The organism is Cryobacterium sp. SO2 (assembly GCF_026151165.2).
Taxonomy (GTDB): Bacteria; Actinomycetota; Actinomycetes; order Actinomycetales; family Microbacteriaceae; genus Cryobacterium.
The window spans coordinates 1,207,047-1,224,092 of record NZ_CP117849.1; the positions used below are offsets into that span (position 1 = coordinate 1,207,047).

Below are 17,046 nucleotides of genomic sequence, written 5' to 3' on the forward strand. Positions count from 1 at the left end.
ACGATGCAGAAGGCGGCACGGGGCCGGCCGGCCGGCGTCACCCTGCGTGCCCGCGCCTCGGTGCTCGTCGGTATCGCCCTGCTCGCCCTGGCGGCTCTGCTGCTCGCTGACGCGCTCCTCCGCGGCCGCTGGGACGTGGCCGTGCTCTCCCTGCCCGCCCTGGGCCTGGTGGCTTGCCTGGCCGTCGAGGTGTTCCTGCGCCCGGGCATCCGCGTGCACCACGGCGGTATCACCGTGATCAACCCGCTGCACACCGTCGAGGTTCCCTGGTCGCAGGTGGCCGGGGTGACCACCCGGTTCCTGGTGTCCATCGAGACCGTGGGTGGCGGGCGCATCCGCAGTTGGGGCGCGCCGTCTGCCGCCCGCAGCCGACCGACGCGGGCACGCTCGGTCGACTCGACCGACGCGGATGCCGGCGGCTGGCTGCGCCCCTCGTCGCCGCACCGGGTGATTGAGTCGTATGTCGCTCAATTCGGGTCGTCTGCACTGCCGGCGGTCGTCGGCGCCCCTGGCGCCGCGCCGCGCCGCCGCTGGCACACGACGACGGCCGGCGTGGCCGGCGCGCTCGTGCTCGTCGCCGTGTTCCAGCTCCTCATCGGCGGCTGACCACTGCTCAGATGAGCGCACGTTTCGGTGGTCTCGGCCCATATTCATAAGGATTTCGTGCTAAATCCTAGAAATTCCGGCTGATTCACGCGAATTACGAGTTTCCTGCGAAAGTGCCGTCAACGCTCGCCTAGGCTCTCTCCAACACCTGCTGAGCACCGGAGCTCTGATCGCTAAGTGCTTCTCCTGGGGGAGCTGAGGGGGAACATCGTGAAGCGCACCACCCTGTTTTTCGAGTTGACTGCCACCGAGCCTGTCGGCACTGCTGGGAGCGCTCCGAGTAAGGGTTCGCTACCCGGCCAGCGACGGGTGGCCGGACTCTAGAAGCCGTTCGAGCACCGACATGGTCTTCTACACCCTGCGGCGATTCGTCAACTACTTCATCCTCTCGGCTATCGCCACCTGCCTGGCCTACGTCGTCGCCAGCCTCGCGCTGGACCCCGCCGCCAAGTACTACGGACGCAACCCGCAGCCCAGCGCCCACGTGATCGAGAGCATCCTGAACGGCCTCGGTGTGAACCCCGACGTGCCCGTGCTCGTTCGGCTGTGGAACTGGATCGTCAACCTGGTCACCCAGGGCTCGCTCGGCGAGACCGTTGGCGGCAAGTCCGTCGTCGCCGAGATCGTCACCCGATCCGGCGTCAGCCTGCAGCTGCTCCTGCTCGGCTCCATCATCGGAGCTATCCTCGGCGTCGTCCTCGGCGTCTGGGGGGCCGTGAAGCAGTACTCGCTCAGCGACCAGACCGTCACCTACGGCTCGTACCTGGTCTTCGCCACCCCCACGTTCGTGATCGGCGTGCTCCTCATGATCGGCGCGACCGTGCTCAATGGAGTGGTCGGCCAGCAACTGATCACCTTCACCGGGTCGTACTCGGCCGGCCTCACCGGCTCCTGGTGGGACCTGCTGGTGGACAGGGGCGTGCACCTGTTGCTGCCGACCATCGCCCTGGTACTCACGGGCGCGGCCAGCTACTCCCGCTACCAGCGCAGTGTGATGCTCGATGTGCTCGCCTCCGACTACATCCGCACCGCCCGTTCCAAGGGCCGCTCGCGCAACTCGGCGCTGGTGCGCCACGGGGTGCGGGTGGCGCTCATCCCGATGTCCACATTCTTCGCCTACAGCTTCGGCACCCTCGTCTCCGGGTCGATCATGCTCGAGATCGTGTTCTCCTTCCACGGCATGGGCGAGTTCACCCTGCAGGCCATCACCCAGAGCGACATCAACGCCGTTGCCGGCTCCACGCTGTTCCTGGCCGTGCTCGTGCTGTTCTCCTCCACCCTGTCCGAAATTCTCTACGCAGCACTCGACCCCCGGGTGAGGAACTGACATGTCGATCGTCGAAGGCGCCAGCGCCACCCTCGTGACCGGGCCGGAGCCCGAGGCCACCCCGGTTGCGCTCGCCCGCAAACCGCTCTCCAGGGGCCGCCTGATCTGGAACCGCCTCGTGCACACCCCGCGATTCTGGATCGGTGCCGTCGCGATGGCGTTCATCGTTCTCTGGGCCGTGTTCGGCCCCATGCTCTACCCGGTGGACGCCTTCAGTCGCGACCCGCTCAACATGGGCATGGGCCCCACCCAGCTGCACTGGTTCGGCACCAACAACATCGGCCAGGACATCTACGCGCAGACGCTTATCGGCCTGCAGAAATCGCTGGTGATCGGCCTGATCGCCGGGCCGCTCGGCACTCTCATCGCGGCCGTGGTCGGCTCGGTGGCCGGCTATGTCGGCGGTCTGGTCGACGGCGTGCTGGTCTGGCTGATCAACCTGCTGCTCGTGCTGCCGTCGTTCATCCTGCTCGTCATCCTCAGTCCGCTGTTCGAAGACCTCTCCTGGGTGTTCCTCACGGTCTTCCTGGCCGGATTCAGCTGGATGATCATGGCCCAGGTGATCCGGTCGCAGACCCGGTCGCTGCGCGGCCGCGACTTCGTCAAGGCGGCCAGGTACATGGGCGTGCCGATGCCCACCATCCTGGCCAGGCACATCATCCCCAATGTGGCTTCGCTGCTGATCATCGACGCGACCCTCGGCGTGGTGGCCATGATCATGGCCGAGACCAGCCTGAGCTACTTCGGTTTCGGCATCCGCGCCCCCGACGTGTCGCTGGGCACCCTGCTCTCGGAGGGCACCGCCGCCGCGGTGACCCGACCCTGGCTCTTCGTCTTCCCGGCGGGCGTGCTCATCGCCACTCTCTTCGCCGTCAGCCTGATCGGGGACGCCTTGCGCGACGCCGTCGACCCCACCTCGGGAGTGAACCGTGACTGATTTCCTGACCGCGGCCGCCGATGCCGGCCGTGTGAGCGGCCGCACCCCGTTGCTGCGGGTGCGGAACCTCTCCGTGACCTTCCCGCAGCGCAGCGGCCCGGCCGTCAACGCCGTGCGCGGCATCAGCTACGACGTGCACGAGGGCGAGTTCCTCGGCATCGTCGGCGAATCCGGCTCGGGTAAATCGGTGTCGTCGCTGGCACTGATGGGGCTGCTGCCGAGCTCGGCGCAGGTGTCCGGCAGCATCGACTTCGACGGCCACAAGCTGCTGGAGATGAACGACCGCCAGCTCTCCGGCCTGCGCGGCCGCGATCTCTCGATGATCTTCCAGGACCCGCTCTCCGCGCTCACCCCCGTGTACACGGTCGGCGACCAGATCGCCGAAGCCCTGCTGCTGCACGACGCGGCACTGAGCAAGCAGGCGGCACGTGCCCGAGCCGTTGAACTGCTCAAGGTGGTGGGCATCCCCGCCCCCGAACGCCGCGCCAAGGCGTTCCCGCACGAGTTCTCCGGCGGCATGCGCCAGCGCGCGATGATCGCCATGTCGATCGCCAACGACCCCAAGCTCATCGTCGCCGACGAGCCGACCACGGCCCTTGACGTCACGATCCAGGCCCAGATCCTCGAAGTGCTCGAGAAGGCCAAGGAGCTCACCGGCGCCGCCGTGGTGCTGATCACTCACGACCTCGGGGTCGTCGCCGGTCACGCCGACCGCATCGCCGTGATGTACGCGGGCAACCTCGTGGAGAACGGCAGCACGGCCGATGTCTTCAGCGAGCCGCACATGCCGTACTCGATCGGGCTGCTGCGCTCCGTGCCCAATATGCAGACGGCCGGCACTCAACGGCTGGTTCCGCTCGAGGGCCGGCCACCGTCGCTCACCGCCCTGCCGCCCGGATGCCCGTTCGCGGCCAGGTGCCCGATCGCACTCGACGTGTGCAGTGAGGTGGAACCGCTCCTCGCCGTGCACGGCGAGTCCGCCGCCGACGTGGCCGTGCCCGGCCTCGAGCTCGCGCCCGATCCGACCCTGGACGGCCATGTGGCCGCCTGCCACCGGGCCGGCGAGATCGCGTCGGGCCGTCTCACCCGGGCCGACGTCTTCCCGCGCCCGGCGCCGCTGGAGATGCAGCACGCCGCGACGCGAGAGACCCAGGTACCGGTGCTCACCGTCACGGGCCTCAAACGGCACTTCCCGCTCACCAACGGGGGACTCTTCTCCCGGCGGATCGGCACGGTGCGGGCCGTCGATGGCGTCTCGTTCTCGATCCAGCCCGGCCAGACCCTGGGCCTGGTCGGCGAGTCCGGCTGCGGCAAGTCGACCACCATCCTCGAGATCCTCGAGATGACCACGCCGCAGGCCGGGCAGATCCTCATCGACGGCACCGACATCGGCACGGCCAGCCGGGCCGAGCGCCTGAAGTTGCGTAAAGACGTTCAGATCGTCTTCCAGGACCCGATGGCCGCCATCGACCCGCGTCTGCCGATCGGCGAGGTGATCGGCGAACCCCTCACTGTGCACGGAGTCGGCCGCGCCGAGCGACGGGCCCGGGTGCAGGAGCTGCTCGATCTGGTCGGGCTCGACCCGCAGATGGCCGACCGCTATCCGCACGAATTCTCCGGTGGTCAGCGCCAACGCATCGGCATCGCCAGGGCCCTGGCCACGAACCCGCGCCTGGTTGTGCTCGACGAGCCGGTCTCCGCCCTCGACGTGTCGATCCAGGCCGGCGTGATCAACCTGCTCGAAGACCTCAAGGAGCAACTGGGGCTGTCCTACCTCTTCGTGGCCCATGACCTCGCCATCGTGCGGCAGATCGCCGACACCGTTGCCGTCATGTACCTGGGCCGCATCGTGGAGTACGGGCCGGTGGCCGAGGTGTTCTCGCACCCGCGGCATCCGTACACGCAGGCGCTCATCTCGGCGGCGCCGATCCCCGACCCCGAGATCGAGCGCAGCCGCACCCGGGTGCTGCTCGAGGGCGACCTGCCCAGCCCCACCGAGGAGATCACCGGCTGCAACTTCCGCACCCGGTGCCCGCTGTACCGGCTGCTCGACCCGGCCGCGCAATCCCTATGCGCCACCGACGACCCGCCGCTGGTCACCCACGACGGCGTCGACGCCGCCTGCCACCACGTGGACCGCAACCAGATCGTCGACTCGGCACTCGCGCTCACCCCCTGACCATTCCGCCCCACCAACCCGGCACAGCAAGCACGGCCCTCACCAAGAAGAGAAGGAAACCCTATGCGTCGTAGAAACACCGCATTCGCGGCAGTCGCCGTTCTGAGTGCGTCTGCCCTACTGCTCACAGCCTGCGCGCCAGGCAACACCGCCACCGATTCGCCGAGCGACGGCGCCACTGAGGAACTGCCCAGCACCGCGTGGACGGTCGCGGACGCGGCCGACGTGGAAGACGGCGGCACCCTGAACCTGGCCATCAACGCCATGCCGGTGAACTGGAACACTTTCGAAGTCGACGGCAACGAGGTCGACACTGTGAATACCGTTGAGCCCACCTGGGGCGGTCCGATCGAGATCGCCGAGGACGGCACGGCCGTGGTCAACCCCGACTATGCGGTTTCCGCCGAGGTCATCGCCGACGACCCGCAGGTCGTGGAGATCAAGCTGAACCCGGATGCGGTCTGGGAAGACGGCACACCCATCACCTACAAGGACTACGTCGCCACCTGGCAGGCCATGAACGGAAGTAACGAGGAATACCTCTCCGCCTCCACCGCGGTCTTCGAGGACATCACGGCCATCGAGCCGAAGGACGACGACTTCGACTTCACCGTCACGTTCTCCCAGATCACGGCGGACTGGCAGTCGATCTTCACGGGCGTGCTGCCCGCGTCGGTCGCGTCGACCCCCGCGACCTTCAACGAGGCCTACACCACCACCCCGGTGCCGTCCTCCGGTCCGTTCATGATCTCCGACATCGATGCCTCCGGCCAGGTGGTCACCATGGTGCGCAACCCCGCCTGGTGGGGTGAAACCCCCAAGCTCGACACCATCATCGTCAAGGTCGTCGACGGCGCCACGCAGGCCACTGCCTTCGGCAACTCCGAGACCGACGTGCTGTACATCTCGTCGAACGCCGACGCGTACCAGACGGCGAAGAAGCGCACGGATGCCGAGATCCAGGCATCCGGCGGTCTCACCTGGACCCACGTCACCATGAACAGCGCGAAGGGGCCGCTCGCCGACGTCACCTTGCGCCAGGCCATCGGCCACTCGATCAACCGTGAGCTGATCTCCGAATCCGCCAACACCCCGGTGGGTGTCGACGCGACCACGCAGGGCAGCTACATCTTCATGCCCGGTCAGAAGGGCTACGAAGACAACGTGGGAGCCGCCATCGGTTTCGACGTCGACGCCGCCGCCGACCTGTTCGACAAGGCCGGCTACACGCTGAACGACGACGGACTGCGCGAGAAGGACGGCGACGTGCTGACCCTCTCGATCACGGTTCCCGCCGAGACGCCGACGAACAAGCAGCGCGCCGTTCAGGTGCAGGCCGACCTCAAGGATGTGGGTGTCACCGTCAAGCTCGACGAGGTTCCCGCCGCCAAGTACTTCTCGGACTACATCATCCCCGGCGACTACGAGATGACCAGCTTCTCCTGGCAGGGCACGGCATTCCCGATCTCGTCGAGCGAGGCGCTGTTCTCCCCGGTCGACTCCGAGTCGAACTTCACCGGCATTACCGACGACTCGCTCGCCGGCCTGTACGACGAGGTGAATGCGGAGCTCGACCCCGACGCCCGCCTGAAGATCGCCGACAAGATCGACAAGGTCCTCGCCGACTACGTGCCGATCATTCCGCTGGCCCCGCTGCCGAACGTGTACGCGGTGAAAGACGGACTGGTCAACTACGGCGCCAAGCAGTTCCAGTCGGTCGACTGGACAGTGGTGGGCTGGGCCAAGTAAGGAACAGGAGCTGTAGCCGGCGTTAGCCGGCCTGTGACCTGAGGATGGGGCGTGGCCGAGGCCGCGCCCCATCCGTGCGTCTACCCGCGCCATCGCTCGAAATCGCCGAGCACTCGTGACCAGTCCGTGGGTGCTGCCGCAGTCTCGGGACTCGCTCGCGGGGTCTCGATAAGCTCGACCAGCGGCGGGGGAGCGTCCTCGGGATCGGCCGTCGGGTGTCTCGGGATCGAATTGCCTCGTCGGTCGAGCTTGTCGAGACCTGGTGACCTGGCTTGCGTGTCGCTCCCGCCTCGTTGGTCGAGCTTGTCGAGACCTGGTGACCTGGCTTGCGTGTCGCTCCCGCAGTCTCTGGACTCGCTCGCGGGGTCTCGACAAGCTCGACCAGCGGAGGGAGATTGGCCGCCGGATGTCTTCGGGCCAAACCCACCTCGTCGGTCGAGCTCGCCGAGACCTCTTGACCCGGTCTGCGTGTCGCTCCCACCTCGTCGGTCGAGCTTGTCGAGACCTGGTGACCTGGCTTGCGTGTCGCTCCCGCAGTCTCTGGACTCGCTCGCGGGGTCTCGGCAAGCTCGACCAGCGGAGGAAGATTGGTCGCCGGATGTCCTTGGGCCAAACCCACCTCGTTGGTCGAGCTCGCCGAGACCTGGCGGCGGGGTTCGGCGGCCGGAAAGACACCGCATATCGCACTGTATATAGGAGTGATCGGATTCGGCCCGACGCGAAGTGGGCCGAGTACGGTAGCATAGACCCTTGGGTCCGTAGTGACCCCACTCATCCACTCTGCGCCGCATGTGATTTTTCGCGGCATCCATTCTTCGTAAGGATCTATTTTTATGGCGATTGCTACCCGCAATAACCTCCGGAATGTTGCAATCGTTGCCCACGTTGACCACGGCAAGACGACGCTGGTCGACGCGATGCTCCAGCAGACGAACTCGTTCGCCGAGCACTCGCACACCGAAGAGCGCGCGATGGACTCCAACGAGCTCGAGCGCGAAAAGGGCATCACGATCCTCGCCAAGAACACGGCGATCTCGTACAAGGGCGTTCACGCCACCGACGGCCCCATCACCATCAACGTCATCGACACCCCCGGCCACGCCGACTTCGGTGGAGAGGTCGAGCGCGGCTTGTCCATGGTCGACGGTGTCGTGCTCCTCGTCGACGCGTCTGAGGGCCCGCTGCCGCAGACCCGCTTCGTGCTGCGCAAGGCACTCGAGGCGCACCTGCCCGTGATCCTCCTGGTCAACAAGACCGACCGTCCCGACGCGCGTATCGATGAGGTCGTCGAAGAGAGCCAGGACCTGCTCCTCGGTCTCGCCTCCGACATGGCCGACGATGTGCCCGACCTCGACCTCGACCTGGTCCTGAACGTTCCCGTCGTCTACGCCTCGGGCCGCAGCGGTGCTGCCAGCCTGAACAAGCCGGCCAACGGCGCGCTGCCCGACAACGACGACCTCGAGCCGCTCTTCGGTGCGATCCTCGAGCACATCCCGGCGCCGGTCTACGACGACGAGCACCCGCTGCAGGCCTGGGTCACCAACCTCGACTCCTCGCCGTTCCTCGGTCGCCTCGCGCTGCTGCGCATCTTCCAGGGCACGATCAAGAAGGGCCAGACGGTCGCTTGGATCAAGCACGACGGCAGCATCGCCAACGTGCGCGTGACCGAGCTCATGATCACCAAGGCGCTCGACCGGTACCCGGCCGAGAGCGCCGGCCCCGGTGACATCGTCGCCGTCGCCGGTTTCCCCGACATCACCATCGGTGAGACCCTCGCCGACCCCGAGGACCCGCGCCCGCTGCCGACCATCACGGTCGACGACCCCGCCATCTCGATGACCATCGGCACCAACACGTCGCCGCTCATCGGCAAGGTCAAGGGCCACAAGCTCACCGCCCGCATGGTCAAGGACCGTCTCGACAAGGAGCTCGTCGGTAACGTCTCGCTCCGTGTTCTGGACATCGGTCGTCCGGACGCCTGGGAAGTCCAGGGTCGTGGCGAGCTCGCTCTCGCCATCCTGGTCGAGCAGATGCGCCGCGAGGGCTTCGAACTCACCGTCGGCAAGCCGCAGGTAGTTGTCAAGCGCGTCGACGGCAAGATCCACGAGCCGTACGAGCACCTCACCATCGACTCGCCCGAAGAGTACCTCGGCGCGATCACGCAGCTCCTCGCCGCCCGCAAGGGTCGCATGGAGAACATGGCGAACCACGGCACCGGCTGGGTCCGCATGGAATTCATCGTTCCGTCGCGCGGCCTGATCGGCTTCCGCACCGAGTTCCTCACGGACACCCGCGGTACCGGTATCGCCAACGCGATCTTCCACGGCTACGAGGCCTGGGCTGGCACCATCAACACCCGCACCAACGGCTCGATCGTGGCCGACCGCGCCGGTGTCGTAACGCCGTTCGCGATCATCGCCCTGCAGGAGCGCATGCAGTTCTTCGTGAACCCGACCGAAGAGGTCTACGAGGGCATGGTCATCGGCGAGAACTCGCGCGGTGACGACATGGACGTGAACATCACCAAGGAGAAGAAGCTGACCAACATGCGTCAGTCCACCTCCGACACGTTCGAGTCGATGACGCCGTCCAAGCAGCTCACGCTTGAGCAGTGCCTGGAATTCGCCCGCGAAGACGAGTGCGTCGAGGTCACCCCCGCCGTCGTTCGTATCCGCAAGGTCGAGCTCGCCGCATCCGCTCGTCAGCGCAACGTCTCGCGCCTGAAGAAGCAGGACGCGAACTAGTCCGAAAGTAGTCTCTGACCGCAGGCATCTCGTTCCGATTCGTTCGGGCCGGGATGCCTGCGGTTTTTTGTCAGCCGAACACGTGTGAGGAAACCATGACCACATTCACAACGACCGCGTCACCGCTGCGGATGGGACTGGCCCTCGTGGCGCTGCTGGCTATCGCGCCCGCGCTGGCGGGCTGCTCCGACGGGCAGGTGCAGGATGCCGTGAACGGGGCCGTGCAGGGCGCCACCGACGGAGACGTGAGCCTGGGCGGAGCGCTGCCGGACGGTTGGCCCACGGACATCCCGGTGATCGACGGCGAGATCAAGTTCGGCGCCGGCAACACCACCAACGGCGATCAGGGCTGGGTGGTCACCGTGGCGTCCAGCGCCGCTGACCCGCTGGCCGACGCCGAGCAGAAGCTCGTCGATGCCGGCTTCGAGCCTGACACCGGCAACTCGGCCAACGTGGGCGACGTGGGAGTGGTGGCCCTGAAGAACGCCGCCTACATCGTCACGATCGCCGGCACCCCCGACGGCGTGCTCTACACGGTCGCTCCCGCGTAACCCCTCGTCCCCCTTACGCGAGCCGTGAGTTGAGCCCCGAAAACTCGAGTTTTTCGGGGCTCAACTCACGGCTCGCGGGCTGTGGGGGTTAGGTGAAGAGACCCGCGCCTACGTAGGAGCCCTGGCGGGCTCCTGGGGGGACCGCGAAGAGGGCCGAGCCCACGTGACGGATGTATTCGTTCAGGGCGTCGTGGCGGGCCAGATTCAGCTGCACTGTGGTGAAGCTCTGCGGTGTGCGCTGGAAACTGATGAAGAACAGGCCGGCGTCGAGGCGGCCGAGTGAGTCGTTGCCGTCGACGAAGTTGTACCCGCGGCGCAGGATGCGGATCCCGTCGTTCTGGGTCGGATGCGCCAGACGCACGTGCGCGGCGGTGTCGATCAGCGGCTGGTCCGCGCGACCGGCGAGCTCGAAATCCGGTTCGGTGAACTCGGTTCCCCCCGACAACGGAGCGCCCTCACCCTTGTTGCGGCCGATCACGGTCTCCTGCTCACGCAGGCTGGTGCGGTCCCACGTTTCGATGGTCATCCGGATGCGCCGGGCCACGAGATACGACCCGCCCGCGAGCCAGGCCGGGCCGTCGTCAGACCCCACCCAGAGGTGTTCGGTAGCGGCTGCAGGCTCCTCGGCCTTGATGTTGGCCGTGCCGTCCTTGAAGCCGAAAAGGTTGCGCGGGGTGGCCTGACTGGTGCTCGTCGACGAGGTGCGGCCGAAGCCGAGCTGCGACCAGCGGATGGCGGCCCGTCCGAAGGCGATGCGGGACAGGTTGCGGATGGCGTGCACGGCGACCTGGGGGTCGTTGGCGCAGGCCTGGATGCAGAGGTCGCCGCCGCTGGTGGCGTCGTCGAGCATGTCGCCGGGGAAATGCGGCAGGTCGACAAGGTCCGCCGGTCGTCGGGCGGCCAGGCCGAACCGGTCGACTCCCGCCGCGGTCTGGAACAGGCTGGGACCGAAGCCGAACGTGATCGTCAGGCCGGCCGGCGGCAGGCCGACCGCCTCGCCGGTGTCCTGCGGCGGGGCGTCGTACGGTCCGCTGACCGCCCCGTATTCGCCGATGTCCTGGCCGGCGGTCATGGCGGCGGCGGCGACAGTCCAGTCCTGCAGCAGCTCGATGAGGTCCGCCCGACTGGTGCCGTCGGTCACGTCGAAGGCCGCGAAGTGCAGCCGGTCCTGGGCCGGCGTGACAATGCCGGCCTGGTGCTTCTGATAGAACTGGTAGACCGCGCCGGCATCCGTCTGGGCGGACGGCGCCGAGACGGCCATCGCGACCCTGTCGCCGGCGATGCCCAGTCCGAGACCGGCCACTCCCGCCCCCGCCAGCCCGAGCAGACCGCGTCTGGACAGGCCGCGGCGTTCGTCCTGGGGCGCCGCCGCGGTCTCCGGCGTGCGCGCGGGGGCGCTCGTCGGATCGGAGGCGGGGGAGTCGGGGGTGGGGGAGTCGGTCATGGTGCGGGGCGGTCTTTCGTCGACGCGGTCTTAGAGGACGAGCGTAGCGGTGAGCTGGTTGAGCGGCTCACCGAGGGCGTTCACCTGGTCGGCGAATGCCTTGATCTCGGCGGGGGTGAGGTCGGTGTACAGGGTGAAGCCGTCGCCGACGCGCTGGGCGTCGAGCAGGGCCTGCAGGGCGGCGAACTCACTGTCGAGGTCGGCTGCCAGGTCGGCGTCCTCTTCGAGCAGGATGTCGCGCACGCCGTCGTAGAGCACCTTGGCGCCGTCGATGTTGGCCTGGAAGTCCCACAGGTCAGTGTGCGACCAGAATTCTTCCTCGCCGGTGACCTTGCCGGTGGCGACCTCGTCGAGGAGGCCGATCGCGCCGTTGGTCTGCTGCGACAGGGTGAAGCTGAGGTCCTGGACCTTTTCGTTCAGGGTGGTGGTGTCCTCCACCAGAAGGTCGGCGAGGTTCTGGCGCTGCTCCGGCGTGTACGCCGTGAAGCCGGCTTCGGCCTCGGCCGGCCAGAGGTCCTTCTCGATCGCGTGCCAGCCGGTCCAGTCCTGGCCCTCCTCGAGGTCGGCCTCGCGCAGGTCGAGCTGCGGGTCGAGGTCGCCGAACGACTCGGCGACGGTCTCCACCCGCTCCCAGTGCGCGCGGGTGGATGCGTAGAGGGCGCGGGCGGTGTCGTCGTCGCCGGCCAGGTAGGCGTCAGCGAAGGACTGCGTGCCGGTGACGAGCTGCGCCACCTGGTCCCGCACATACGCGGCGTAGTTGGTGTTGGCCACCTCGACCTGGGCGTCCAGGTCGGCGTCCACGACAACGTCGTCGCCGGAGGCGGTGACGGTGAAAGCGTTCTTGTCGATGCCGTCGCCGGTCATGCCCGGCTTGCAACTGGTGATGTAGCTGCCCTCGGCCAGCTGCACGACGAGGTCGCGGCTGAGGCCGGGGCCGATGTTCTCGGCTTCACCCACGATGCGCAGGCCGTCCTCGGCGAGCAGGTAGAACTCGGTGACCTGGTCGCCGGAGTTCGTCACCCTGAAGCTGACGTTGCCGGCAGGGGCCTCCGCGGCCGACACGGCGCAGGCATCCGCGCTGCTGTCGACGGTGAGGGCCTGGTCGGAGCTTGCGGTGGTGTCGGCGTTGGCGACACAGCCGGTGAGGACCAGCAGGCCGCCGAGTGAGGCGGCAACGAGGGGGAGGAGGCGGGCGCGCATGGGTGTCCTTAGGAGGGAGGCGGTGCGAGGTTGTGGGGTCAGTGGGCGGCGACCGCGGATGCGGTCTGGCGCGGTGCGGAGGCCGAGGCCGGCGACGGGGTGCGGCTCTTCAGGATGAAGAGGGTGAGCGTGGGCACCAGGTAGGCGAGCCAGACCCCCAGCTCGAACCAGGTGGTGGCCGGGGAGAAGTTGAGCGTGCCTTTCAGCAGCGTGCCGTACCAGCTGTCCGGTGGGATCACGGCGGAGACGTTGAACGCGAGAGCGTTGAGCCCGGGCAGGATGCCGGCCTCCTGCAGGTCGTGCACACCGTAGGAGAGCACGCCGGCGGCCACGACGATGAGGATGGCGCCTGTCCAGGTGAAGAACCGGCTCAGGTTGATCTTGAGCATGCCGGCGTAGATCAGCCAGCCCAGGCCCACGGCGGTAAGGATGCCCAGGCTCGCCCCGACCAGCGGCATGGTGGTCGCGCCCGTGGCTTGCACGGCGGCCCAGATGAACAGGGCGGTCTCGATGCCCTCGCGGCCCACCGCGAGGAACGCGACGAGCACGAGGCCCATGCCGGTGCCGACGAGGTGCTTGTCGATGCTGCCGTGCAGGTGGCCCTTGAGGTCACGCGCTGTGCGCAGCATCCAGAACACCATCCAGGTCACCAGGCCCGTGGCGATGATGGAGAGCAGCCCGCCGATGGTCTCCTGGGCGGCGAAGCTCAGCCCATAGGTGCCGAAGGTGAGGATCGCGCCGATGGCGAGGGCCAGCAGCACGGCGAGCCCGACGCCCGTCCAGAGACGGGCGAGAACGTCGCGGCGGCCGATTTTCACGACGTAGGCGATCAGGATCGTCACGATCAACGCGGCTTCAAGGCCTTCGCGCAGGCCGATCAGGTAGTTTGCGAGCACAGTGCTTCCCGGTCGTGGAGAGTGGGGTGTGGAGATCTATCCAAAGATGGTAAGGCTAACCTTACCCATCCACTCTACGTACCTTGCGCGGATGTGTCCAGCTAAGATTTGTCAGCGGCCGGCAGCCGGGCCGCTCGTGCCCAGCACCACCCGCCACCGCTCGTTCGCGTCGTTCAGGAGTCACCCATGGTCATGTCCGGTACCGGTGAGCGCGTGGTCTTCGTGCTCGATGCGCCCGGCGACGAGTCCCTCCTCACCGGCGGAACGATCGCCCGCCTTCTCGACGACGGTGCAGAGGTGACGGTGCTCTTCGGCTCGTCGGGATCGTCGGCCCCGTCCGCGGCCGCCGTCTCGGCGGCACGCTCGGCGTTGGGGGAGGGCGATCCGGCCCAGTGGCGGGTGCTCTCCGGCGCGCCGGAGGATGCCGCGCGCCGGAGCGTGCTCGGCGAGGCCCTCGCCGAGACCGAGGCGACCGCCGTCGTGACCGCCGCCGCCGACCCGGTGCTGCGCCAGGCGGCGACAGACGCTGCCGGCGACCACGGCGTGCCGGTGTTCCTCAGCAGCCGGGTCTCCGCCGCGCCCGGCCAGCGGCTCACCGCGATCGATGTGAGCGACCACCTCGACCGCAAACTGCACGCCCTGGCCGCCTACGACGCCCGCTGGCAGGTCGATGGCCGGGTGGTGCACCTCGTCGACGGCGGAGAGGCCCTGGTCACCGGCACCGAAACGTATGTGCGCGCCGGCGCCCCGGCATCCGTTGCCGCCCTCGAAGCCCCGACCGTCGCCACCCGCCTGATCGCGACCCTGGTGGCGCTGGCCGCCGGTGTGCTGTTCGGCGTGCTGGGTACCGTGGCCCACCAGACCACCGTGGACCTCGGACCGGTGAGTCTGCCCATCGGCCTGGTGCTCTCGCTGGTCGCCTGCGGCACCCTGCTCGTTGGCCTGCGGTTGGTGGTCGGTGACCGCCTCGTGGTGCTCGCAGCCGCGATCGGGCTGCTCGCCACGGTGTTCCTGTTGTCGCTGCGCAGCACCGGCGGGTCGGTTCTGGTGCCCGCCGGAGTGCTCGGCACGGTCTGGACGGCCGTGCCGGCGCTGGTGGCGGCCCTCGTGCTCGCCTGGCCCCGAATACCGGCCAGACGGCCGACGGCGTAGACTGGCACCTTAGTTCGTGAAGGGAATTCCGCCACTGTGACGTATGTGATCGCCTTACCCTGCGTGGACGTTAAAGATCGCGCCTGCGTCGACGAATGCCCCGTCGACTGCATTTACGAGGGCGAACGCTCCCTCTACATCCACCCCGACGAGTGCGTCGACTGTGGTGCCTGCGAACCGGTCTGCCCGGTCGAGGCCATCTACTACGAAGACGACCTCCCCGAGCAATGGGCCGACTACTACAAGGCCAACGTCGAGTTCTTCGACGACATCGGCTCGCCCGGCGGAGCCGCGAAGGTGGGCGTGATCGCCAAGGACCACCCGGTGATCTCGGTGCTCCCTCCCCAGGTTCAGCACTAGCAGTGCTGAAGCCGCTTCCCGACTACCCGTGGGACCAGATGCTGCCGTTCGCGCAGCAGGCCAGGGCCCACGCTGACGGCATCGTCGACCTGTCCATCGGCTCACCGGTGGATGCCACCCCGCCCGTGGTGCAGGCCGCGCTGGCGCACGCGACGGATGCGCACGCCTACCCGCAGACCACCGGCACCCCGGCGCTGCAGCAGGCCATCATCGCCTGGTACGCCCGCCGCCGCGGTGTCACCGGGCTGACGGAGAAGAACGTGCTGCCCACCATCGGCTCGAAGGAGCTCGTGGCGCTACTGCCGTTCATGCTCGGCCTGGGCGAGGGCGACACCATCGTGCACCCTCTGGCCGCGTACCCCACCTACGCCATCGGCGCGGCCATGGCCGGTGCGGATGCGGTCCCGTCCGACGACCCGGCCCAGTGGCCGGAGACGACCAAGCTGATCTGGCTGAACAGCCCCGGCAACCCCGACGGCCGGGTGCTGAACGTCGAACACCTCCGCGCCGCGGTTGCCCGCGCCCGGGAACTGGGCGCCGTGATCGTCAATGACGAGTGCTACGCCGAGCTGGGCTGGGACGCCCCGTGGGACGCCGAGCCGATCCCGAGCATCCTCGACCCCCGGGTCACCGACGGCGACACTCACAACATCGTGGCGATCTACTCGCTGAGCAAGCAGTCCAACATGGCCGGCTACCGCGGCGCGTTCGCCGCCGGTTGCGACAGCGTGCTCGGCCGCCTGCTCACCGTGCGCAAGCACGCCGGCCTGATGCTGCCCGCGCCCCTGCAGGCCGCCATGGTGGCCGCTCTGGGCGACGACGAGCATGTCGCCGTACAGCGGGAACGCTACCTGGCGCGCCGGCAGGTGCTGCTGCCCGCCCTGATCGCCGCCGGATTCACTATCGACAACAGTGAGGCAGGCCTCTACCTCTGGGCCACAGCCGGTGTCGACGCCTGGGACTCCATCCGCCAGCTCGCCGAGTTGGGCATCCTGGCCGGTCCAGGACCGTTCTACGGCGACTTCTACCCGCGGCACGTGCGGTTCTCGCTCACCGCCACCGACGAGCGCATCGCCGCCGCCGCGGCCCGCCTGCGCGCCTCGGTCGCCACCGCTGGCGCATAACTCCTGCAATTCGTGAGGCCGGCGGCCACCGGATACCGGAATCCCGCCGAAACTGCCCGCCTCGGCGAGATTCAGCAGGAGTTGTGCTCACCGCCGGCGTGCTTAGGCTGGGGGCATGGCGGACAGGACGGATCCGGTCGACGACGCTGCCGTCGATGACTATGCCCTCGGCGTCGCCGTCCTGCAGGCGCTGGTGGCCGAACTTCCCGCGCATCCGCCGGTCACGCTCGGCCGCATGTTCAACGGCGACGGCGTGAAGGTGCGCGAGAAGATCTTCGCGTTCATCGGCCGTAACGGCGACCTCGTCGCGAAGGTGCCTGAGCCCCGGGTGCTGGAGCTGGTGTCCTTGCACACGGGCGCGCCCGTCGTGATGGGCCGTCGCACGATGCGCGAGTGGGTGCGGCTGCCGGCCAAGGCCGGGGTGGCAGCCTGGGGCGAGGTACTCGACGAGGCCTACCGCTTCGGTCTGACCCGCCCGCTGCCCTGACCTCGAATTCGTCACTCTCGTTCTTTCAGACGGTGCCGCGTTCACAACCCCTGCAATTCGCCAGGGTGACGGGCAGCGGATGTGGGAATCATGCGGGAAGGCGCTTCGGCGGCGGAATTCTGCAGGAGTTGTGCTCGCCACAGAGGCGTGGAAGGGTTCATTCGGGCCCTATGGCCCTGGCGGTGTCCGGCGCGGCGGTACGCTGGAATCCAAGACGTCCACAGCGCGGAACGGGCTGTGGCGTACTGCCAACGGACCCCGCGCGATGTTGGCGGATGCAACAGTATGCC

14 protein-coding genes are annotated in these 17,046 nt (G+C 68.0%); 11 read left to right on the forward strand and 3 right to left on the reverse strand.

What is annotated here, in order from left to right; all coding sequences use genetic code 11:
• The first annotated feature begins 3 nt into the window (after positions 1-3).
• The 7 genes from BJQ94_RS05585 (at position 4) to BJQ94_RS05615 (ending at position 10,093) form a co-directional block, all read left to right on the forward strand.
• The gene (locus tag BJQ94_RS05585) at positions 4-606 is read left to right on the forward strand and encodes a PH domain-containing protein (protein ID WP_265398196.1); all 603 of its coding nucleotides are present in this window, start codon (positions 4-6) and stop codon (positions 604-606) included.
• A gap of 343 nt (positions 607-949) precedes the next feature.
• A complete protein-coding gene (locus BJQ94_RS05590) occupies positions 950-1,933 on the forward strand; it encodes an ABC transporter permease (protein ID WP_265398195.1) in 984 nt (327 codons plus the stop codon).
• Position 1,934: 1 nt separating this feature from the next.
• On the forward strand, positions 1,935-2,870 hold the full coding sequence (locus BJQ94_RS05595) for an ABC transporter permease (protein ID WP_265398194.1): 936 nt from the start codon (positions 1,935-1,937) through the stop codon (positions 2,868-2,870).
• Positions 2,863-5,049, forward strand: a complete 2,187-nt coding sequence (locus BJQ94_RS05600; RefSeq protein ID WP_265398193.1) for an ABC transporter ATP-binding protein — start codon at positions 2,863-2,865, stop codon at positions 5,047-5,049. Before BJQ94_RS05595 ends, BJQ94_RS05600 begins: the two co-directional genes overlap by 8 nt.
• 63 nt (positions 5,050-5,112) lie before the next feature.
• Positions 5,113-6,798: an ABC transporter family substrate-binding protein gene (locus BJQ94_RS05605; protein WP_265398192.1), complete on the forward strand. Its 1,686-nt coding sequence runs from the start codon at positions 5,113-5,115 to the stop codon at positions 6,796-6,798.
• An 833-nt stretch (positions 6,799-7,631) separates the two neighbouring features.
• Complete coding sequence (gene typA, locus BJQ94_RS05610; protein WP_265398191.1) at positions 7,632-9,542, forward strand: translational GTPase TypA; 1,911 nt, start codon at positions 7,632-7,634, stop codon at positions 9,540-9,542.
• Positions 9,543-9,637: 95 nt separating this feature from the next.
• A complete protein-coding gene (locus tag BJQ94_RS05615; protein WP_265398190.1) occupies positions 9,638-10,093 on the forward strand; it encodes a hypothetical protein in 456 nt (151 codons plus the stop codon).
• Between the two features lie 88 nt (positions 10,094-10,181).
• Here the strand turns inward: BJQ94_RS05615 and efeB are convergent, their stop codons facing one another.
• Genes efeB through efeU form a run of 3 tightly spaced genes read right to left on the reverse strand, consistent with a single transcriptional unit; the run spans position 10,182 to position 13,633 of the window.
• Positions 10,182-11,537: an iron uptake transporter deferrochelatase/peroxidase subunit gene (gene efeB, locus BJQ94_RS05620; RefSeq protein WP_275875564.1), complete on the reverse strand. Its 1,356-nt coding sequence runs from the start codon at positions 11,535-11,537 to the stop codon at positions 10,182-10,184.
• 30 nt (positions 11,538-11,567) lie between these two features.
• Positions 11,568-12,737: an iron uptake system protein EfeO gene (efeO, locus tag BJQ94_RS05625; RefSeq protein ID WP_265398391.1), complete on the reverse strand. Its 1,170-nt coding sequence runs from the start codon at positions 12,735-12,737 to the stop codon at positions 11,568-11,570.
• Between the two features lie 38 nt (positions 12,738-12,775).
• Positions 12,776-13,633, reverse strand: coding sequence for an iron uptake transporter permease EfeU (gene efeU, locus BJQ94_RS05630; protein ID WP_265398390.1), 858 nt, complete (start codon positions 13,631-13,633; stop codon positions 12,776-12,778).
• A gap of 186 nt (positions 13,634-13,819) precedes the next feature.
• On the opposite strand from efeU, the gene BJQ94_RS05635 reads away from it, so the two are divergent.
• From BJQ94_RS05635 to BJQ94_RS05650, 4 genes are all read left to right on the forward strand, one after another.
• The gene (locus BJQ94_RS05635; protein WP_265398389.1) at positions 13,820-14,785 is read left to right on the forward strand and encodes a hypothetical protein; all 966 of its coding nucleotides are present in this window, start codon (positions 13,820-13,822) and stop codon (positions 14,783-14,785) included.
• A gap of 36 nt (positions 14,786-14,821) precedes the next feature.
• A complete protein-coding gene (gene fdxA / locus BJQ94_RS05640) occupies positions 14,822-15,145 on the forward strand; it encodes a ferredoxin (RefSeq protein WP_066594116.1) in 324 nt (107 codons plus the stop codon).
• Between the two features lie 2 nt (positions 15,146-15,147).
• Positions 15,148-16,269, forward strand: a complete 1,122-nt coding sequence (gene dapC, locus BJQ94_RS05645) for a succinyldiaminopimelate transaminase (protein ID WP_275875565.1) — start codon at positions 15,148-15,150, stop codon at positions 16,267-16,269.
• Positions 16,270-16,384: 115 nt separating this feature from the next.
• The gene (locus tag BJQ94_RS05650; protein WP_265398388.1) at positions 16,385-16,756 is read left to right on the forward strand and encodes a hypothetical protein; all 372 of its coding nucleotides are present in this window, start codon (positions 16,385-16,387) and stop codon (positions 16,754-16,756) included.
• Positions 16,757-17,046 lie beyond the last annotated feature (290 nt).

Coding starts and splice junctions, on each gene's coding strand:
- BJQ94_RS05615 (WP_265398190.1), top strand. CDS start 9,638: ATGACCACATTCACAACGACCGCGTCACCGCTGCGGATGGGACTGGCC.
- BJQ94_RS05605 (WP_265398192.1), top strand. CDS start 5,113: ATGCGTCGTAGAAACACCGCATTCGCGGCAGTCGCCGTTCTGAGTGCG.
- efeB (WP_275875564.1), bottom strand. CDS start 11,537: ATGACCGACTCCCCCACCCCCGACTCCCCCGCCTCCGATCCGACGAGC.
- BJQ94_RS05635 (WP_265398389.1), top strand. CDS start 13,820: ATGGTCATGTCCGGTACCGGTGAGCGCGTGGTCTTCGTGCTCGATGCG.
- BJQ94_RS05595 (WP_265398194.1), top strand. CDS start 1,935: ATGTCGATCGTCGAAGGCGCCAGCGCCACCCTCGTGACCGGGCCGGAG.
- typA (WP_265398191.1), top strand. CDS start 7,632: ATGGCGATTGCTACCCGCAATAACCTCCGGAATGTTGCAATCGTTGCC.
- BJQ94_RS05590 (WP_265398195.1), top strand. CDS start 950: ATGGTCTTCTACACCCTGCGGCGATTCGTCAACTACTTCATCCTCTCG.
- BJQ94_RS05650 (WP_265398388.1), top strand. CDS start 16,385: ATGGCGGACAGGACGGATCCGGTCGACGACGCTGCCGTCGATGACTAT.
- BJQ94_RS05585 (WP_265398196.1), top strand. CDS start 4: ATGCAGAAGGCGGCACGGGGCCGGCCGGCCGGCGTCACCCTGCGTGCC.
- efeO (WP_265398391.1), bottom strand. CDS start 12,737: ATGCGCGCCCGCCTCCTCCCCCTCGTTGCCGCCTCACTCGGCGGCCTG.